This is a genomic window from Gordonia sp. NPDC003425 (genome assembly GCF_053588635.1).
Map to the genome: position 1 here is coordinate 348,407 of NZ_JBSFQI010000001.1, position 16,231 is coordinate 364,637.

General features: G+C 68.5%; 19 protein-coding genes. 9 read left to right on the plus strand and 10 right to left on the minus strand.

The annotated features are described in order from the left end of the window. Positions 1-67 precede the first annotated feature (67 nt). Entirely contained in the window at positions 68-1,069 is a 1,002-nt protein-coding gene (locus ACWDTD_RS01745) for a DUF3152 domain-containing protein (RefSeq protein WP_449745484.1), read from the minus strand. Between the two features lie 281 nt (positions 1,070-1,350). Between ACWDTD_RS01745 and ACWDTD_RS01750 the strand changes: the two genes are divergently transcribed. After that, positions 1,351-2,022: a TetR/AcrR family transcriptional regulator gene (locus tag ACWDTD_RS01750; RefSeq protein WP_449745323.1), complete on the plus strand. Its 672-nt coding sequence runs from the start codon at positions 1,351-1,353 to the stop codon at positions 2,020-2,022. A 14-nt stretch (positions 2,023-2,036) separates the two neighbouring features. On the opposite strand, the gene ACWDTD_RS01755 is transcribed toward ACWDTD_RS01750, so the two are convergent. Both ACWDTD_RS01755 and ACWDTD_RS01760 read right to left on the minus strand, forming a co-directional pair. Beyond that, positions 2,037-2,267 carry a DUF3107 domain-containing protein gene (locus tag ACWDTD_RS01755; protein WP_449745324.1) on the minus strand — a complete coding sequence of 77 codons (231 nt, stop codon included), beginning with the start codon at positions 2,265-2,267 and terminating at the stop codon, positions 2,037-2,039. A gap of 179 nt (positions 2,268-2,446) precedes the next feature. Beyond that, on the minus strand, positions 2,447-3,136 hold the full coding sequence (locus tag ACWDTD_RS01760) for a ferritin-like fold-containing protein (RefSeq protein WP_449745325.1): 690 nt from the start codon (positions 3,134-3,136) through the stop codon (positions 2,447-2,449). A gap of 293 nt (positions 3,137-3,429) precedes the next feature. On the opposite strand from ACWDTD_RS01760, the gene ACWDTD_RS01765 reads away from it, so the two are divergent. Continuing rightward, a complete protein-coding gene (locus tag ACWDTD_RS01765; protein ID WP_449745326.1) occupies positions 3,430-5,094 on the plus strand; it encodes a DEAD/DEAH box helicase in 1,665 nt (554 codons plus the stop codon). Between the two features lie 35 nt (positions 5,095-5,129). Continuing rightward, complete coding sequence (locus tag ACWDTD_RS01770; protein ID WP_449745327.1) at positions 5,130-6,398, plus strand: Rv3212 family protein; 1,269 nt, start codon at positions 5,130-5,132, stop codon at positions 6,396-6,398. Positions 6,399-6,404: 6 nt separating this feature from the next. Here ACWDTD_RS01770 and ACWDTD_RS01775 read toward each other — a convergent pair whose 3' ends face one another. Both ACWDTD_RS01775 and ACWDTD_RS01780 read right to left on the minus strand, forming a co-directional pair. Then, entirely contained in the window at positions 6,405-7,196 is a 792-nt protein-coding gene (locus ACWDTD_RS01775) for a ParA family protein (protein ID WP_449745328.1), read from the minus strand. Between the two features lie 256 nt (positions 7,197-7,452). Next, positions 7,453-7,917 carry a hypothetical protein gene (locus tag ACWDTD_RS01780; protein WP_449745329.1) on the minus strand — a complete coding sequence of 155 codons (465 nt, stop codon included), beginning with the start codon at positions 7,915-7,917 and terminating at the stop codon, positions 7,453-7,455. Between the two features lie 92 nt (positions 7,918-8,009). Here ACWDTD_RS01780 and ACWDTD_RS01785 point away from each other — a divergent pair, with 92 nt between their 5' ends. Together ACWDTD_RS01785 and ACWDTD_RS01790 are read left to right on the plus strand one after the other, a co-directional pair. Next, positions 8,010-8,945 (plus strand): diacylglycerol/lipid kinase family protein, encoded by a 936-nt coding sequence (locus ACWDTD_RS01785; protein ID WP_449745485.1) that lies wholly within the window; start codon positions 8,010-8,012, stop codon positions 8,943-8,945. Positions 8,946-9,226: 281 nt separating this feature from the next. Next, positions 9,227-9,481, plus strand: a complete 255-nt coding sequence (locus tag ACWDTD_RS01790) for a WhiB family transcriptional regulator (protein ID WP_005170735.1) — start codon at positions 9,227-9,229, stop codon at positions 9,479-9,481. A 106-nt stretch (positions 9,482-9,587) separates the two neighbouring features. Here ACWDTD_RS01790 and ACWDTD_RS01795 read toward each other — a convergent pair whose 3' ends face one another. Together ACWDTD_RS01795 and ACWDTD_RS01800 are read right to left on the minus strand one after the other, a co-directional pair. Next, positions 9,588-11,087 (minus strand): sensor histidine kinase, encoded by a 1,500-nt coding sequence (locus ACWDTD_RS01795; protein WP_449745330.1) that lies wholly within the window; start codon positions 11,085-11,087, stop codon positions 9,588-9,590. A gap of 21 nt (positions 11,088-11,108) precedes the next feature. After that, a complete protein-coding gene (locus ACWDTD_RS01800; RefSeq protein ID WP_449745331.1) occupies positions 11,109-11,324 on the minus strand; it encodes a biotin/lipoyl-binding carrier protein in 216 nt (71 codons plus the stop codon). Positions 11,325-11,524: 200 nt separating this feature from the next. On the opposite strand from ACWDTD_RS01800, the gene ACWDTD_RS01805 reads away from it, so the two are divergent. Together ACWDTD_RS01805 and ACWDTD_RS01810 are read left to right on the plus strand one after the other, a co-directional pair. Next, complete coding sequence (locus ACWDTD_RS01805) at positions 11,525-11,599, plus strand: 50S ribosomal protein bL37 (RefSeq protein WP_370452957.1); 75 nt, start codon at positions 11,525-11,527, stop codon at positions 11,597-11,599. Positions 11,600-11,834: 235 nt separating this feature from the next. Then, on the plus strand, positions 11,835-12,470 hold the full coding sequence (locus tag ACWDTD_RS01810) for a CPBP family intramembrane glutamic endopeptidase (protein WP_449745486.1): 636 nt from the start codon (positions 11,835-11,837) through the stop codon (positions 12,468-12,470). Between the two features lie 107 nt (positions 12,471-12,577). Here the strand turns inward: ACWDTD_RS01810 and rsrA are convergent, their stop codons facing one another. Beyond that, a complete protein-coding gene (gene rsrA, locus ACWDTD_RS01815; RefSeq protein WP_449745332.1) occupies positions 12,578-12,898 on the minus strand; it encodes a mycothiol system anti-sigma-R factor in 321 nt (106 codons plus the stop codon). Further along, positions 12,895-13,677, minus strand: a complete 783-nt coding sequence (locus ACWDTD_RS01820) for a sigma-70 family RNA polymerase sigma factor (RefSeq protein WP_449745333.1) — start codon at positions 13,675-13,677, stop codon at positions 12,895-12,897. The genes rsrA and ACWDTD_RS01820 overlap by 4 nt, the downstream gene beginning before the upstream one ends. A gap of 128 nt (positions 13,678-13,805) precedes the next feature. On the opposite strand from ACWDTD_RS01820, the gene ACWDTD_RS01825 reads away from it, so the two are divergent. Both ACWDTD_RS01825 and ACWDTD_RS01830 read left to right on the plus strand, forming a co-directional pair. Beyond that, the gene (locus ACWDTD_RS01825) at positions 13,806-14,318 is read left to right on the plus strand and encodes a YbaK/EbsC family protein (RefSeq protein ID WP_449745334.1); all 513 of its coding nucleotides are present in this window, start codon (positions 13,806-13,808) and stop codon (positions 14,316-14,318) included. Between the two features lie 71 nt (positions 14,319-14,389). After that, entirely contained in the window at positions 14,390-15,184 is a 795-nt protein-coding gene (locus ACWDTD_RS01830) for an SOS response-associated peptidase (protein WP_449745335.1), read from the plus strand. Positions 15,185-15,220: 36 nt separating this feature from the next. Here ACWDTD_RS01830 and ACWDTD_RS01835 read toward each other — a convergent pair whose 3' ends face one another. Continuing rightward, positions 15,221-16,231 carry a zinc-binding alcohol dehydrogenase family protein gene (locus tag ACWDTD_RS01835; RefSeq protein WP_449745336.1) on the minus strand — a complete coding sequence of 337 codons (1,011 nt, stop codon included), beginning with the start codon at positions 16,229-16,231 and terminating at the stop codon, positions 15,221-15,223.

Below are 16,231 nucleotides of genomic sequence, written 5' to 3' on the forward strand. Positions count from 1 at the left end.
TGGGGTGGATCGACTTCGGTGGGATCAACGACTCGGGCCGCGAGGGCATTCCCTCACCCCGACGCGGTCAGCGTGTCGGGTACGGCCAGGGGTTGGGCTTGCACACGAACGACGGGTTCGCCTTGATGTCCGGGTCGAGCGCGAGGATCTCGCTGTTGGAGGTGCCGAACGACTGCTGCATCATGATCGGCGCGAGCGCGCCGTTCTCCTTGCAGGGTTCGTGGTGGTCGTAGCCGATGCCGTGGCCGGTCTCGTGGTTGACCAGGTACTGGCGGTAGGCCATGTCGTCGCCCTGATAGGACAGCGCCCCGCGCACCCACCGCGCCTCGTTGAGGGTGACCCGCTTGTCGGGCGGGTAGAAGCATGAGGTCTCGAGCTTGATCTGATAACCGCACAGCTCGCGCGCGGTCGCCGGCGAGGTCAGCGAGATACGCAGGTCGGGGTCATTGGAGTCGACCCGGCGAAACGACACCTTGCCGTCACCGATCCAGCTGCGGCTGTTGGCCAGGGTGGCGTCGACCATCTTCGCGAACGAGCGGTCTCCGCCGTAGTCCTGCGGGTTGACGCCGTTCTCCACCTCCACGGAGTAGGTGTACACCTGCCCGCCCCGGCCCACCTGCGCACCGCTGCCGGCAATCACGCGGAAGGTCTCCTTGCCCTTCTGGGTGAAGGGGCCGCCGTCGGGAAGTGTGCCCGCGGGCAGCGACACCTCTTTGATGGACTTGTTCGGAGCGCCGACCGGCGTGGTCTCGCGGGTGACGTCGGTGTTGCGAGAGGCCACCGGACTGACGTCGGCGCCCGACGCGTCCGACGACGACCCGCCGTCGCGCAGGGTGACCACGATCAACACGATGGTGAGCACCACCAGCACCGGGATCGCGTACGCACGCCAGCCGTAGGTCGACACGAATCTGCCCAGCGCGCTTTGTTTGCGTCGTTCTGGTTGCGCGTCACGGTCGACCCGCTGCCTGCCACGGTCGTCGGTGGGATCCCACCGCGCCCGCAGCGGCTGACCCGGTTCCGGGCGCGGTCGCGGACGCGGTGTCCCGGTGGTGGCCGGCCCGTCAATGGTGACCGCCCTGTCGGTGGTGGCGGACCCGCCGGTGGTGGCACGCGGTGCGCGCGGACCCACGTCCCTGGCCCTGACCCGACCCCGACCGTCCCCGGTCTGCGACTCGCCGGGCCCACCCTCTGTGTGGCTCACGCGTCAACTTTCTCACAGTCGGTCTCCGATTCGGCGGAGGCGACCGGCCGCTGTTCGCCGACCCGGGACGAGACGAACCCGACACTGCTGCCACTGCTGTGACCGCGCACATCACCGCCGACGCGACGCCGAGTAATCTCGTCCTCATGTCTGCTGCCAGCGCCTCACCGCACGCGGGAAGAAACGGGACCCGCCTACCCCGCAGCGCGCGCCGTCGGCAACTGCTCGACGCGGCCAGCGAGATCTTCGTCGAGCGCGGTTACCACTCGGCCGGCATGGACGAGATCGCGGTGCACGCCGGAGTCAGCAAACCCGTTCTCTACCAACACTTCCCGTCAAAGCTGGACCTCTACATCGCGGTGGTCGACTCGCATGCGGAGAAGTTGGTCACCGACGTGAACAACGCACTGCTGACCACCACCGACAACCGCAAGCGCGTCCGGGCCGCCGTCCAGGCGTTCTTCGACTTCATCGACGAGGACAATTCGGGGTATCGGCTCATCTTCTCCTCCGATGCGCTCGATCCCGCCGTAATCCGCCGGGTCGAAGGGGCCACGGAGGCCTGCGTGGACGCCGTCTACGGCCTCGTCATGCACGACTCCGGTCTCGATCCGCACCGTTCGCGCATGCTGGCGGCGGGCCTGGTCGGGGCGAGTCAGGTCAACGCGCGCTACTGGCTCGAGGCCAAACGGCCCATCGACAAGCAGTCCGCGGTCGACACGACGGTCGCGCTGCTGTGGGGCGGGTTGTCCCACGTGCCGATGCAGGACGACGCCGAACTGTCGTCGGTCGACGAGGTCACCGCACCGAACGAGTGAACCGGGCGGTCCCGTCAGGAACCGAAACCGACCCGACGGGTCTCCGAGGCGCCGACCTCCACGTAGGCGATCTTGGTCACCGGGACGAGGAACCGCGATCCCTTGTCGTCGACCAGCGTCAGCAACGGTTCCTTGCCCCCGAGCGCGGACTCGACGGCGGCCAGCGCCTTCTCGCTGCTCAGCGTGGACTGGATGGACAGCTCTCGCGGGCTGTCGGTGATGCCGATCTTGACTTCGACGGTCATGGCCACCCTTCCGTGGTCGCCGCGCGCGGCGGGCGCGCGCGGTGGGAAAACGGATGCCCCGGCATCGACCGGACGCATCACACCCTTGCCGGACAAGGCTAGTGCAGCGTGCGATCGCTCGGACACCGGCTCCGCTGACAGCGAAACGCGCGACCGGTGGTCGTGCGCACCGGCTCGGGTCAACCGAGTCCGAGATCCGCCATGCGCCGCGCGTGGCGGTCGGCGACGGTGTCGAAAAACCCGGCCATGTTCTGCAGCGATGCGGCACCGGCGAACAACAGGTCGGTGACCTCCTCCTCGGCGGCGAGCACCCATTGGGCGTGGGTGATGGCCTCGCCCAGCAGTCGCCGACCCCACAGGGTCAGCGGGGACCGCAATGCGGGGTCGGCGGCGATGGCCGCGCGCACCGCGTCGCGGGCGAACTCCGACCCCCCGGTCGCCGACATCACCTCGGCGACCACCGCGCGGGGCTCGGCCGGCAGCACTCCGGCCAACTCGTTGTACACGTCGGCGGCGAGGCCGTCGCCCACGTACGCCTTGACCAGCGCCTCGTACCAGGTCTTCGGCTTGGTCACCGAGTGGTACTCGTCGAACACCTGCCGGTAGCGCACCACGGCCTCGGTGGGGTCGATACCCCAGCGGGTCACCTCGTCGGCGAGACGTTCGAAATGCTTGATCTCCGAGGCGACCATCCGCGCGATGTTGATGCGGCCGTCCACGTCGGGCGCCATCTCCGACTCCTCGATCAACCGGTAGAACGCCGCGTATTCGCCGGCGAGCAGCACCGCGTACAGCTTCCCGATCGCCGGTGAGTTCTCGTCGATCGTGGAGACCGGAACGGGTTCGGGGGAAGCTGCTGTGGACGACATGAGGCGATGGTAGGCGGCACTCACTGGTTGACCAAGTACACTTGTCGACGGTGCACTGACGCGAACGTGACGTTTCGGCCAACGAGCACGCCCCGACCGGGACACAGTTCCTCGGGGCGGGGTTCACCGGGAATCACAGATCGCGGGCACCGGACATTGTGCGCGCACACATCGAGCCCACGTCCGCCCCACGCGGGGCGAGTCAGCGAGTCACCCGCGACGTTCGTCGCGACGACATCGGGTGGAGCCTTTTCGTGCGTGCTGGAACAGATGCGAAAGGCACACAACATCACATGAGCGAACCCGGAACCGAGACCGACGGCGTGCAGACGACCGTCGTCGACGAGACCCACACCTCCCCCACGTTCGCCGAGCTCGGCGTCGACGCACGCATCGTCGACGCGTTGGCCCGAGACGGCAAGACCCACACCTTTGCGATCCAGGAACTCACCCTTCCGCTGGCGATGGCCGGCGACGATCTGATCGGCCAGGCCCGCACCGGCATGGGCAAGACCTTCGGCTTCGGCGTCCCGTTGCTGCACCGGCTGGTCAACGCGGCCGACACCGGCATCCGCCCGCTGGACAACACCCCCCGCGCGCTGGTCATCGTGCCGACGCGCGAACTGTGTCTGCAGGTCACCGGCGACCTCGCGGTTGCGGCGAAAACCCTCGACGTTCATCTCGACAACGGCGACGAGCGGCCGCTGAAGATCACGTCGATCTACGGTGGGCGGCCCTACGAGTCGCAGATCGCGGAGCTGCGCGCGGGCGTCGACGTGGTGGTCGGTACGCCGGGCCGGCTGCTCGACCTGGCCCAGCAGGGTCACCTGATTCTCGGCAAGGTGGAGATCCTGGTGCTCGACGAGGCCGACGAGATGCTCGACCTCGGCTTCCTGCCGGACATCGAACGGATCATGGCGGCGCTGCCGGAGAAGAAGCAGACCATGCTGTTCTCGGCCACCATGCCCGGCCCGATCGTCACCCTGGCCCGCACCTTCCTGCACCGGCCCACCCACATCCGCGCCGAACACGCCAACGACTCCGCCGTGCACGAGCGCACCACCCAGTTCGTCTACCGCGCCCACGCCCTCGACAAGGCCGAACTCGTCGCCCGCATCCTGCAGGCCGACGGGCGCGGCGCGACGATGATCTTCACCCGCACCAAGCGCACCGCCCAGAAGGTGGCCGACGATCTCGCCGAGCGCGGTTTCTCGGTGGGCGCGGTGCACGGCGACCTCGGCCAGGTGGCCCGCGAGAAGGCACTCAAGAAGTTCCGGACCGGCGAGATCGACGTGCTGGTGGCCACCGACGTCGCCGCGCGCGGTATCGACATCGACGACGTCACCCACGTGATCAACTACCAGAGCCCCGAGGACGACAAGACCTACGTGCACCGAATCGGCCGCACCGGCCGCGCGGGCCGCACCGGCATCGCGGTGACCCTGGTCGACTGGGACGAACTGCACCGCTGGGAGCTGATCAACTCCGCGCTCAAGCTCGGTGTGCCCGAGCCCGCCGAGACCTACTCCACCTCCGAGCACCTGCGCAGCGACCTGGGCATCCCGGAGTCGGCGACCGGCCGGATCGCCGCCCCGAAGCGAGAGCGCACCGACGGTGAGCGCGCCGAACGCCGCCCACGGTCGGGACGCGAGGCGTCCACGCGCACCCGGCGCCGTACCCGCGGCGGCACGACGTCGGGCCGATCATCCGGCTCGGGCCAGGCGTCGGCCACCACGAACGACACCGCCACCAGCGACGGGCCGGCCGGTGACGGGTCCGCGAAGGACGGGTCCGCGAAGGACGGGGCACCCGCCGGCGCGAACCAGGGCTCCGAGGGCGGCTCGGGTGAACCGCGGCGTCGTCGCCGTCGCCGCCGCGGCGGAGCCAAGCGCACCGGCACCGCGACCCATTCCGCCGACGATTCGGCCACACCGGCCACCGCGGCCGCCGGCGAGTAACGACACTCACCTCGAATCGCCGCACCGGAGCGCGCGTGGCCCGAATACTGCCCGAACGACGAACTCCCGTCGATCTGGCGATCAGTGCTGCCATCGTGGTGGTGCTCGTCGTCGCGGGCATCGCCGTCTGGTACGTCAGCCCGGTACGGCACACCGAGGATGCGCGAGCGGCCACCGCTCCACCCGACGTCGCACCGGCGACGAGTGTGCCGACCGGATTCCGGGTTGCCTGGCGCGCCGCGTCGTCCGCCACCGAGACACCTGCCGTGGCCCGGTCGGTGATCGTCAGCGCCGACGGCGGCACGGTCAGCGGCCGCGACCCCGCGAGCGGACGGGTGCTGTGGGAGTACCGGCGCAACCTGCCGTTGTGCACGGCGGCGGCGGCCTGGCGTGCGAGCACCGACGAGATCCTCGCGGTCTACCGCAACTCACGCGGATGCTCCGAGGTCACCGCGCTCGACGCCGCGTCGGGCCGACGGCTCGGCGCACGGACCAGCGACGCCGATGACACGCTGCGCCTGATCACCGATTCCGGCTATGTGGTGGCCGCCGGGCCGACCCGCGTGGAGACGTGGGGATCGAATCTGGTCCGCGGTGTGGAATACGGGCGCGTCAGCGCGCCGGTGAAGCCCGGTGTGCAACCCGGACGAGTCGACTGTCGCATCGAGTCGGCGGCGATCGGCGGCTCACGGATCGCGCTGATCGAACACTGCCGCAACGATCCCGGCTACCGTCTCACCGTGCTCGGAGCGGTTCTCGACAGCGACGAGAAGGTTCAGCAGTTCGGTTCGTCGGTCATCACCAGCGGCACCTCGGGACCGCCGCCGGTGCTGGTCGCGATGAGTGGCTCGGCGATCGCGGTCTACGACGGGGGCGGCAATTCACCCGAGCCCACACCGCCGACCATCCGGGGGTTCAACTCCGACGGTGCGCCGACCACCACCAACACCGTGGAGGGAGGCGCAGCACCGCCGGCCGACAGTGTGGCGCAGGCCGACGACGGGCTGGTGACCTTCTTCACCGGGACCGCCACCGTGGTGCTCAACGGCCAGACGATGCGGCCGATCTACCAGGTACCCGGTACCGCCGGGCCGGGCGAGACGATGGCCGGCCAGTTGTTGCTGCCGACACCGGCGGGCATCAGTGTCCGCGACCCGGCCACCGGCCGGGAGACCCGGTCGATCGCGGTGGCCGACATCGACGGTGGCGACAAGGCCACGGGCACCGTGAGCCTCCGGGTGCTCGGCGATCGCGTCGTCGAGCAGCGCGGTACGACGATCGTGACGCTGGCGCCCGCGGGCTGATCCGCGTCAGCCGAAGTCGAAGCTGCGGACGTCCTCACCGGCGTCCCAGTGCTTCCACAGGTTCTCGGCGAGCTCCCGATATGCGGTGGCGCCCTTGTTCTTTCGTCCGCGCATCACCGACGCCCCGGAGGCCGAGGCCTCCGCGAAGCGCACCGTGCGCGGGATGGGCGGATCGAGGACCGGCAGATCGTAGCGGTCGGACACGTCGGCGAGAACGTCACGACTGTGCGTGGTGCGGGCGTCGAACAGTGTGGCAACCGCGCCGAGCATCTGCAGCGACGGATTGGTGATCTGCTGCACCTCGGTCACGGTGCGCAGCAGCTGCCCCACCCCGCGGTGCGCGAGGGTTTCACATTGCAGCGGCACGATCACCTCGTCGGCGGCGGTCAGTCCGTTGAGGGTGAGCACCCCCAGCGACGGCGGGCAGTCGATGAGGATCACGTCGAAATCCTCCGCGACCTCGTTGAGCGCACGCTTGAGTGCGTACTCGCGCCCCGGACGCATCAGCAGCAACGCCTCGGCGCCGGCCAGGTCGATCGTCGCCGGGAGGAGGGTGACGTTGTCGGCCGTGTCGAGGAGCACGTCGGCGATCTCCTCCTCGCCGAGCAACACGTCGTGTACCGACGTCTCGAGCTGATCCGGATCGTGACCGAGCGAAAACGTAAGGCAGCCTTGAGGATCGAGATCGACGACGAGGACCGAGACATCCAGGTCGGCGAGCGCGGCGCCCAACGACTCCACCGTGGTGGTCTTGGCCACCCCACCCTTTTGGTTGGCAACCGCGAGCATGCGCGTCATGGGCACCACTCTACGGCCGTTGCGTGGCCCACGTCCCGGTCGTCGGTGATACCGGTCGGCGACGTGTATGTGCCCACATCCAGGTGGCGGATTCAGCCGGTCGAGTGTGCCCACATCCGCGTCGAGCGTGCCCGCGGTGGCTCGTCGAACGCTTCTCTGGGCACGCTCAACCAGATTCTGGGCACGCTCAACGCGATTCCGGGCACGCTCAACCAGATTCTGGGCACGCTCAACGCGATTCCGGGCACGCTCGAGCTCAGGGGTTCTCGCCGTCGTCGACGTAGTCCGCAGAGATCCAGCGCAGCGATGCGGGGTGGAACAACAGCACCAGCACCACGATGGTGATCAGCGCCAGCGGCGCCCCGATGTAGGGCACACCACTGGTGAAGAAGTAGTACGACACCCCGAGCAGCAGGATCTGGGCGACCAGCGAGATCGCGCGTCCCCATCGCCGTCCCGACATCAGCGCGACGCCTCCGGCGATCACCGCCCCGAAGATGATTGCCAGCCACGCCGCGGTGCCGTAGCCGTTGTAGGCGGCCGTATGTCCGGTGGCCGCCCGGATCACCAGGATCACCGCGATGGCCACCGCCACCACGCCCTCGGCCGTCGTGACCGCCCCCGCGATCTGTATCTGGCGGGGCGGACGCACCCGGGTCGCATCGCCGTCTCCCTCGGACCCACCGGTGTCGCGGCTGGTCCGGTCACGCTCTGTGCTCACCGCTCCAGCCTATGGGTCGGGTCGCGCGGTGGATGCGGGGGTGATGGCGCGGATCGGCCGGAGACCCCATATCCTCGGATGCCGTGCGCGTCATGCTCATCGTCAACCCGTTCGCGACCGCGACCAGCCCCGCGGGGCGTGACGCACTCGTCAATACCCTCGGGTCCCACGTGCCGGTGGATGTCGAGCACACCACGCACCGCGGTCATGCCGGCGAGCTGGCCGTGCGCGCCGCCCGGCACGGATACGACGTCGTGGTGGTGCACGGCGGTGACGGATCGGTGAATGAGGTGGCCAACGGGCTGCTCGGCCCGCCTGCGGCCACCGCTCGCAACGACGATCGTCCGGCGCTGGCGATCATTCCCGGCGGTAGCGCGAACGTGTTCGCACGGACATTGGGCATCGAGGCCGATCCCCTGCGTGCCACACGCCAGCTCATCGACCTCCTCGACAAGGGCGCCGTCCGGCGGATCGGCCTGGGCTGCACCAACGACCGCTGGTTCCTGTTCAACGCGGGGATGGGTATCGACGCCATCGTGGTACACGCGATGGAGAACAAGCGCGACGCGGGCCGCCGCGCCACCGCGGGACGGTACCTGTGGACCACGGTCGCGTCCTTTCTGCGTCACAGCGCCAGTCCGCTCGAATTCCGCGTCGAGTTCGACGGCCACGCGCCCATCGACGACGTGCGGTTCGCGTTCGTCAGCAACACCACACCGTGGACGTTCCTGGGCAACCACGAGATCCGGACCAACCCGAACACCGACTTCGGCTCTCGACTCGGGGTTTTCGCGTCGACGTCGGTGCGGATTCTGCCCAACCTGCCGGTGGCCCTGCGACTGCTCGCTCATCGTCCCCCGCGGGGGCGACGCCTCATCCGCGACGACGACGTGGCATGGGTGCGTATGCGCGCCGACGAGCCGGTCGACGTGCAGATGGACGGCGACTACATCGGCGCGTTCACCGAGATCGACTTCGGGCACCGACGCGACGTCCTCGACGTCGTCGCCCCGATACCTGCCGACTGACCCCGGACCTGCGAGAATTCCTCGCCAGACGACCACAAACGGCGTAGCATAGAACATCGGCGTGTGAACAAGTGCAGCACCCCCCTCGGCGCCGGTACCGGTCGAGAGTGATATTGCACACGTGTTAACGGAACACCATTGACTTCGGCTGGATTCGTGAAAGTATTCACAAGCAACAGCACGGAAACATTTGGTGTGTCTACGTGAACTGGCGGTTACAACCGCAAAAAGCCCGAAATAGTAGTGAGCGAGTGGTGCGGTGAGCACCTGAAGGAGAAGGAATGGACTGGCGTCACAAGGCAATCTGTCGCGACGAGGACCCCGAGCTGTTCTTCCCGGTGGGAACCAGCGGTCCGGCCATCGCTCAGATCGCCGATGCGAAGCTCGTCTGCGCGCGGTGCCCGGTCACAGCGGAATGTCTGTCGTGGGCCCTCGAGTCCGGCCAGGACGCGGGTGTCTGGGGAGGCATGAGCGAAGACGAGCGTCGTGCGCTCAAGCGCCGTACGGCGCGGACGCGCACTCGCAGCAGCGTCTGATTGCGTTGGCATTCGGCCGCCCGCGAGGCGGCGTAGGGAGACCCGGCTCACGCCGGGTCTCTTTTTTTGCGCGGCCACGGGACAACACCGGGTGCGGATCAGCCCCTCACCAGAGGGGCAGGGTGACCCGGACCTCCGTGCCCCGACCGTCGGGATTGGGGCCCACCTCGAGTTCACCGGCGAGCTCGATCGTCACCAGTGTGTGCACGATCTGCAGGCCGAGCCGCTCGGACTCGGCGAGGACGAACCCACCGGGCAGCCCCGCACCGTTGTCGCGGACCGCGACGACCATCCGCCGAACGTCGCGTGTCGCACGGATCTCGATCCGGGCGTCGTCGCGCGGCTGCGCGAAGCCGTGCTCGATGGCGTTCTGGATGAGTTCGGTGAGCACCATCACCAACGGCATCGCCCGTTCGGCCGGGAGCACACCGAGCCGGTCCGGTTGGCGCACCGGCACGGGATTCTCGCCGGAAGCGACGTCGACCAGGATCGGCAGCAGCCGCTGCACCGCCTCGTCCATGTCGACTTCCTCGTCCACGCTCCCCGACAACAACTCGTGCACGGTGGCGATCGCCGCCACCCGTCGGACCGCCTCGGTCAGCGCCCATCGCGCCTCGGCGTTGCCGGTGCGACGGGCCTGCAGCCGCAGCAGCGCCGACACCGACTGCAGATTGTTCTTGACGCGGTGATGGATCTCCCGGATCGTCGCGTCCTTGCTGATCAGAGCCAGATCACGGCGTTTGACCTCCGTGACGTCACGGATCAGGATCACCGCCCCGGTGCTGTCTCCCCGCGGCCGCAGCGGAACCGCGCGCATCAGCGCCGTGGCCCGTCGTGCGTCGACCTCCATGCGGGTGCCCACGTCCCGGTAGGGCCCCGCCGGCGGGGTGAGGGCACCGGCGGCGACGTCGATCATCACCGCGGCGTCCTCGGACTCGAAAGGATCGGTCAGCAGCGACGCGGTGACCTCCGAGAGCCGGGTGCCCACGAGTTCGGCCGTCCAGCCCATCCGATGGAACGCCGACAACGCGTTGGGGCTGGTGTAGACCACGATCCCGGCTGCATCGACGCGGACGAATCCGTCGCCGGCACGCGGCGTCGAGAGTCCGCGCGGGTTGCCCTCGAAATGCGGAAAGGTCCCGTCGGACACCATCTGGCACAGGTCGTTCGCGGAGTCCTGGTAGGCCAGTTCCAGCGGCGACGGCAGTCGCGGATGGGTGAGGTCGCTCGCGCGCGTGAGCACGGCGATGGGCCGGCCCTCGAAACCCACCGGCACCGCCTCGCGCCGGATGGCGAGTGCGCCCACCCAGGTGGGATCCTCGTCCCGCAGGATGCGCGCCTCGTCGAACGCCCGCGCCACCTGCGGATTGGCGCCGCGTTCGACGAGGGTGCCCACCTCGTCGCTGGGAAACACCGTCGAGGCGGTGTTGGGGCGGCATTGGGCGACAGTGGCGATCTCACCGCTCTCGGCGCGCACCGCGAGCAGAAAATCCGCAAAGGAGAGGTCGGCGAGCAGTTGCCATTCGGCCACCAGTCGCTGCAGGTGGGCGGCGGCACGATCGGAAAGGGTGGTGTGCTCGGCGAGCAGATCCGCCAGGGTCGACATCGGGTGCCGGGATGAACGAGGCTACTCGTAGACGGCGATGACGTCGCCGGCCTGGATCACGTCGCCCACCGTGACCCGCACCTCCGAGATGGTGCCGGATTCCTCGGCCAGCACCGGGATCTCCATCTTCATCGACTCCAGCAGCACCAATGTGTCCCCGACCTCGACGTGGAGGCCCGGTACCGCCTTGACCTCGAGGACACTGGCCACGATCTCGGCCACCACGTCTTCTGCCATGCACACAACCTAGCCCACCCCGCTCACATGGTCATCGCGATGGGCGATTGGGGCCGATGCCCCTCGACGTGGGACAATGTGGTTCGCCGAACACGGTCACCCACCCGGAAACCGGGTCGGACACCGAACGGTGAACCAGCGATGGTGAACCAGGACAACACCGGTGAACCAGGACACCACAAGAACAAGGGAGTTCCGTCATGGGAAAGCGCGGACGCAAGAAGCGTGCTCGTAAGAAGAACGCAGCCAACCACGGCAAGCGCCCCAACTCCTGAGCCCTCGGCTCAGCAGTCCAGCGAGAAGCCCGGGCGGATGCCGGTGTCAACGACAGCATCCGCCCGGGCTTTTCGCAGCCCTGCGAGGATCGGGACGTTCCTCGCCATCGCCTTTGGCTGGGCCTGGGCGTGGTGGATGCTCTCGATCCTGCTGCTCGAAAACGATCCGGGTTCGCCGTTCGCGGCAGCCACGGACTTTCTCGGCACGTGTGGTCCCGCCGTCGCCGCGTGGACGATGTGGCGGCGATCTGGCAGCACGCGCGAGGCATGGCGCACGCTCGGGCGGTGCTTGATCCCAGCAGGCCCGTGGATTGCGTGGGTCGTCGCATCTCTGGCTGTCCTCGCCGTGGTCACGGTCGCGTCCTGGTCGCAGCGACTCTGGGGCGATCCGGTCCCAGCGGCGGCCTCGCCCTGGCTCGTCGTGCCGCAATTGCTGGTGATGCTTGTCGCCGGGGGAGGCCAAGAGGAGCTCGGCTGGCGCGGTTGGCTGCAGCCGGCTCTGCGTGCTCGGGCCGGACGCTGGCGCGCGCCCCTGATCCTCGGTGTCATCTGGTTCTGCTGGCACCTTCCCCTGTGGTGGACTCCCGGCGCGATCCAGACGTATGTGCCGATGCCCGCCTTCGCGATGTTCACGGTCGGCTTTTCGCTGCTCCTGGCGCGCACACTCGAGGTCACGCGTGGTCGCCCGGCCATCGCGATCTGGCTGCACGCCCTGAACAATCTCGCGGCCAGTTTCCTGATCTTCATCACCCCGCACGCCGAGGCGACGCAGGTGGGGTCGTGGGTGCTGGGAGCCGGGTATCTCGTCATCGGGATGGCCGCGATGCTGAGACGACCGGCACGCACGGCAGCCTCCAGCTCAGGCGGATGACGTCCTACCGGCCGATCTCGCTGCCGCCGGCCCCAGGAGCCGTTCTCGGCCAAGACGTCGGTCGTCGAGACCAACCGCTGGGGCGTTTCTCCTTGTGGTCCGGCCGGTCAGCCCTCGTCGGTCGTGTAGGTGGTCTCCTGCACGATCACGGTCTTGCGGATCTCCACCCGCAACCGGTCACGCAACCCGGCCGGCGCCTGGTCGCCGCCGCATTTGCGGTTGATCAACGCCTTGAGCTGACGTTCGATGCCGTAATGGGCCAGGCACGACGGGCAGTTGTCGAGGTGGTCCTGCAACCGTGCCCGAGCACCGGAATCGCATTCGTTGTCCAGGAGCAGCCAGACGTCGGCGATCACAGCGGAGCAGTCGAGGCTGGTGAACTCGGGATCGTCGGCGGGCGGCTGCGCGCCGGTGTGTACCTCGCTCATCGCGCCACCTCGCTTTCGGGGGTGCTCTCGGAGGTCTGACGACGGTTGAACCCGCGTTCGCGGGCGACGTCGGCGAGCAGTTCACGCAGTTGACGACGTCCGCGGTGCAGCCGCGACATCACCGTCCCGATGGGCGTGTCCATGATCTCGGCGATCTCCTTGTACGGCAGACCTTCCACGTCGGCGTAATAGACGGCCATGCGGAAATCCTCGGGCAGCGCCTGCAGCGCCGCCTTGATCTCGTCGTCGGGCAGCGCGTCGAGCGCTTCGATCTCGGCCGAACGCAGCCCCGTCGACGTGTGCTCCGCGGTGGCCGCGAGCTGCCAGTCGGTGATCTCATCGGTCGGATACTGGGCGGGCTGACGCTGCTTCTTGCGGTATCCGTTGATGTAGGTGTTGGTGAGGATGCGGTAGAGCCACGCCTTGAGGTTGGTGCCCTCACGGAACGAGGCGAACGCGGAGAACGCCTTCACGTAGGTTTCCTGCACCAGGTCTTCGGCGTCGGCGGGATTGCGTGTCATCCGCAGTGCCGCGCCGTACATCTGGTCGAGCAGCGGCAGCGCATCACGTTCGAAGCGTTCGGTGAGGTCGCCGACGGACTCATCCGGATCGGCCCGGCGGGGTGCGGTGGACCCGGGTGACTTGGATTCGGCCACGTCGATCCCTTCGCTCGTGACCCCGGTCAGCGGCCTCATGCCGTGCCCTGAGGTGTCGGTCAAGCTTACCGACCGACCGCTGGACGCGACCGGACGAGGTCGCTCGAGCAGGGCTGTAGTCATCGGCCGTCTTCCTCCTTCGTCGTCGAAGTCGCTGGTTGCGCGCACCTGAACAACCGTCACAACATGACCGGAGCGACAATTGTTCCGACCCGGGATCCTTTTGTTCGCGAGGAGGAGGAACCCCACCGATGTCCGCCACCCCGGCCATCGCGGCCCTCGGCAGCGCCGCGGTCGCACACACCGTGCATCGATACGCGCACGATCCGCGCTCGGATGCCTACGGTCCCGAAGCCGTCGCGGCGCTCGCCGCCACGCTCGACGTCGCGCCGGAACAGATCTTCAAGACACTCGTCATCGAGCTCGCTGGTGGCACCGTCGAGGCGACCGGTCGTCGCGGGCACCTCGCGGTGGCGGTGATCCCCGTTCCGTGCAAGTTGTCGCTGAAGGCGGCCGCCGCCGCGTTGGGAGCGGCGAAGGCCGCCATGGCCGACCCCAAGGACGTCACCCGGTCCACCGGTTACGTGCTCGGGGGAGTATCCCCGCTGGGCCAACGCACCCCGCTACCCACGGTGGTCGACGGTTCCGCTCAGCAGTGGCCGCAGATCTTCGTCAGTGCCGGCCGCCGCGGACTCGAGGTATCGCTCGCGCCGGCCGACCTGGTGGCGCTGACCTCGGCGGTCACCGCGTCCATCACGGCCTGAGTTCACCTGCCGGGTTGTGGTGCCACCGCGGTCAGCGCACGGTGTCGGCGCGGCGTGACAGCATGGACACCATGTGCGGACGCTATGCGGTGACCACCGATCCGGCGAAACTCGCGGCGGAGATCGACGCCGTCAACGAGGTGCCCGCCTCGCTCGACGCCTCGGAATCAGCCGACACGGCGTCGGATTCGGGCGAGAACCCTGAGCGCGAACGGGCCCGGCGATCCCTCGGACCCAACTACAACGTCGCGCCGACGTCGACGGTGATGACCGTGGTCAAACGGCATGCCCCCGACGATCCCGACGACGATCCGCTGCTGCGCGTGCGCGCCATGCGGTGGGGACTGGTGCCGCCGTGGGCCAAGGAGATCGGCAAGGGACCGCTGCTGTTCAACGCGCGCGCCGAGACCGCCGCGCAGAAGAGTTCGTTTCGTGCGGCGGTGAAGTCCAAGCGGTGCCTGGTACCGATGGACGGCTGGTACGAGTGGAAAAAAGGTCCCCCCGACGCGAAGGGCAAGCCGACCAAGGTGCCGTTCTTCATGTCGCCGCGCGACGGCACCAGGCTGTTCATGGCCGGACTGTGGTCGGTGTGGCACGACAGGTCGGCGCCCGACTCCGCTCCCCTGCTGAGCTGCAGCATCCTCACCACCGACGCGGTGGGCGAGCTCCGCGAGGTGCACGACCGCATGCCGCTGATCATGCCGTTCGGCAACTGGGACGACTGGCTCGATCCCGACCATCCCGCCCCCGCCGACCTGCTCAATCCACCGAGCGATCAGGTGGCTGCGGCGATCGCGATCCGCGAGGTCGCACCGCTGGTGAACCGGGTGGCCAACAACGGTCCGGAGCTGCTCGAACCGGTGTGAACCGCGACATCGCCGCTCCCTCGGCTCGCCGCCCGATCACGCGTCGGGCACGAGCACCGCGGCACCGTCGAATCGTCCGGCCTGCAGGTCGGCGAGTGCCTCGTCGGCGCGAGACAGCGGATAGACGTGAGTGATGGCGGTCACGCCATAGCGTGCGGCCAGGTCGAGGAACTCGCGGCCGTCGGCGCGGGTATTGGCGGTCACCGACCGGATCTCCTTCTCGTAGAACAGTTCCCGCTCATAGTTCAGTGGCGGGACGTCGGAGAGGTGGATGCCGGCGATGGAGAGGATGCCGCCACGGTCGAGGGCGCGCATGGCCACCGGCACCAGTTCTCCCACCGGGGCGAAGGTGATCGCCGCGTCGAGCGGCACCGGCGGCGCGTCGTAGGCGTCACCGACCGACGCGGCACCCAGCGACCGGGCGAGATCACGCGCGCGTTCGCCACGCGTCATCACGTGCACCTCGGCACCCTGCGCGATGGCGAGTTGGGCGCACAGATGCGCGCTGCCACCGAAGCCGTAGAGGCCCAGCCGTCCGCCGGGCGGCAGCGATGCACGCTTGAGCGCCCGGTACCCGATGATGCCCGCGCACAGCAACGGCGCGAGGGTGACGTCGTCGACCTCCTCGGGCAGGTGATAGGCGAACGTGGCCGGCACCGTGGTGTATTCGGCGTATCCGCCGTCGACATCCCAGCCGGTGTATGTCGATGCAGGACAAAGGTTCTCGTTGCCGCGGCGGCAATAGGTACACGTGCCGTCGGTGTGATGCAGCCACGCCACCCCGACACGCTCGCCGATCGTGAATCCGGCGGCCTCGGCATCCGCGCCGAACGCGGCCACCTCCCCCACCACCTCGTGCCCGGGAGTGACGCCCGGCTGGTGCACGGGCAGATCGCCCTCGCTGACATGCAGGTCCGTGCGGCACACCCCGCATGCCCGCACCTTCACCAGCAACTCACCCGTGCCGGGTTGCGGTAGTGGTTTGTCCACGAAATCCAGTGGACGAGTCGAGATGGGTCCGGGTCGGTTGACTGCCCACGCGCGCAT

Coding starts and splice junctions, on each gene's coding strand:
- ACWDTD_RS01750 (WP_449745323.1), top strand. CDS start 1,351: ATGTCTGCTGCCAGCGCCTCACCGCACGCGGGAAGAAACGGGACCCGC.
- ACWDTD_RS01755 (WP_449745324.1), bottom strand. CDS start 2,267: ATGACCGTCGAAGTCAAGATCGGCATCACCGACAGCCCGCGAGAGCTG.
- ACWDTD_RS01760 (WP_449745325.1), bottom strand. CDS start 3,136: ATGTCGTCCACAGCAGCTTCCCCCGAACCCGTTCCGGTCTCCACGATC.
- ACWDTD_RS01765 (WP_449745326.1), top strand. CDS start 3,430: ATGAGCGAACCCGGAACCGAGACCGACGGCGTGCAGACGACCGTCGTC.
- ACWDTD_RS01775 (WP_449745328.1), bottom strand. CDS start 7,196: ATGACGCGCATGCTCGCGGTTGCCAACCAAAAGGGTGGGGTGGCCAAG.
- ACWDTD_RS01785 (WP_449745485.1), top strand. CDS start 8,010: ATGCTCATCGTCAACCCGTTCGCGACCGCGACCAGCCCCGCGGGGCGT.
- ACWDTD_RS01790 (WP_005170735.1), top strand. CDS start 9,227: ATGGACTGGCGTCACAAGGCAATCTGTCGCGACGAGGACCCCGAGCTG.
- ACWDTD_RS01795 (WP_449745330.1), bottom strand. CDS start 11,087: ATGTCGACCCTGGCGGATCTGCTCGCCGAGCACACCACCCTTTCCGAT.
- ACWDTD_RS01800 (WP_449745331.1), bottom strand. CDS start 11,324: ATGGCAGAAGACGTGGTGGCCGAGATCGTGGCCAGTGTCCTCGAGGTC.
- ACWDTD_RS01810 (WP_449745486.1), top strand. CDS start 11,835: ATGTGGCGGCGATCTGGCAGCACGCGCGAGGCATGGCGCACGCTCGGG.
- rsrA (WP_449745332.1), bottom strand. CDS start 12,898: ATGAGCGAGGTACACACCGGCGCGCAGCCGCCCGCCGACGATCCCGAG.
- ACWDTD_RS01820 (WP_449745333.1), bottom strand. CDS start 13,677: ATGACTACAGCCCTGCTCGAGCGACCTCGTCCGGTCGCGTCCAGCGGT.
- ACWDTD_RS01825 (WP_449745334.1), top strand. CDS start 13,806: ATGTCCGCCACCCCGGCCATCGCGGCCCTCGGCAGCGCCGCGGTCGCA.
- ACWDTD_RS01830 (WP_449745335.1), top strand. CDS start 14,390: ATGTGCGGACGCTATGCGGTGACCACCGATCCGGCGAAACTCGCGGCG.
- ACWDTD_RS01835 (WP_449745336.1), bottom strand. CDS start 16,231: ATGCGCGCGTGGGCAGTCAACCGACCCGGACCCATCTCGACTCGTCCA.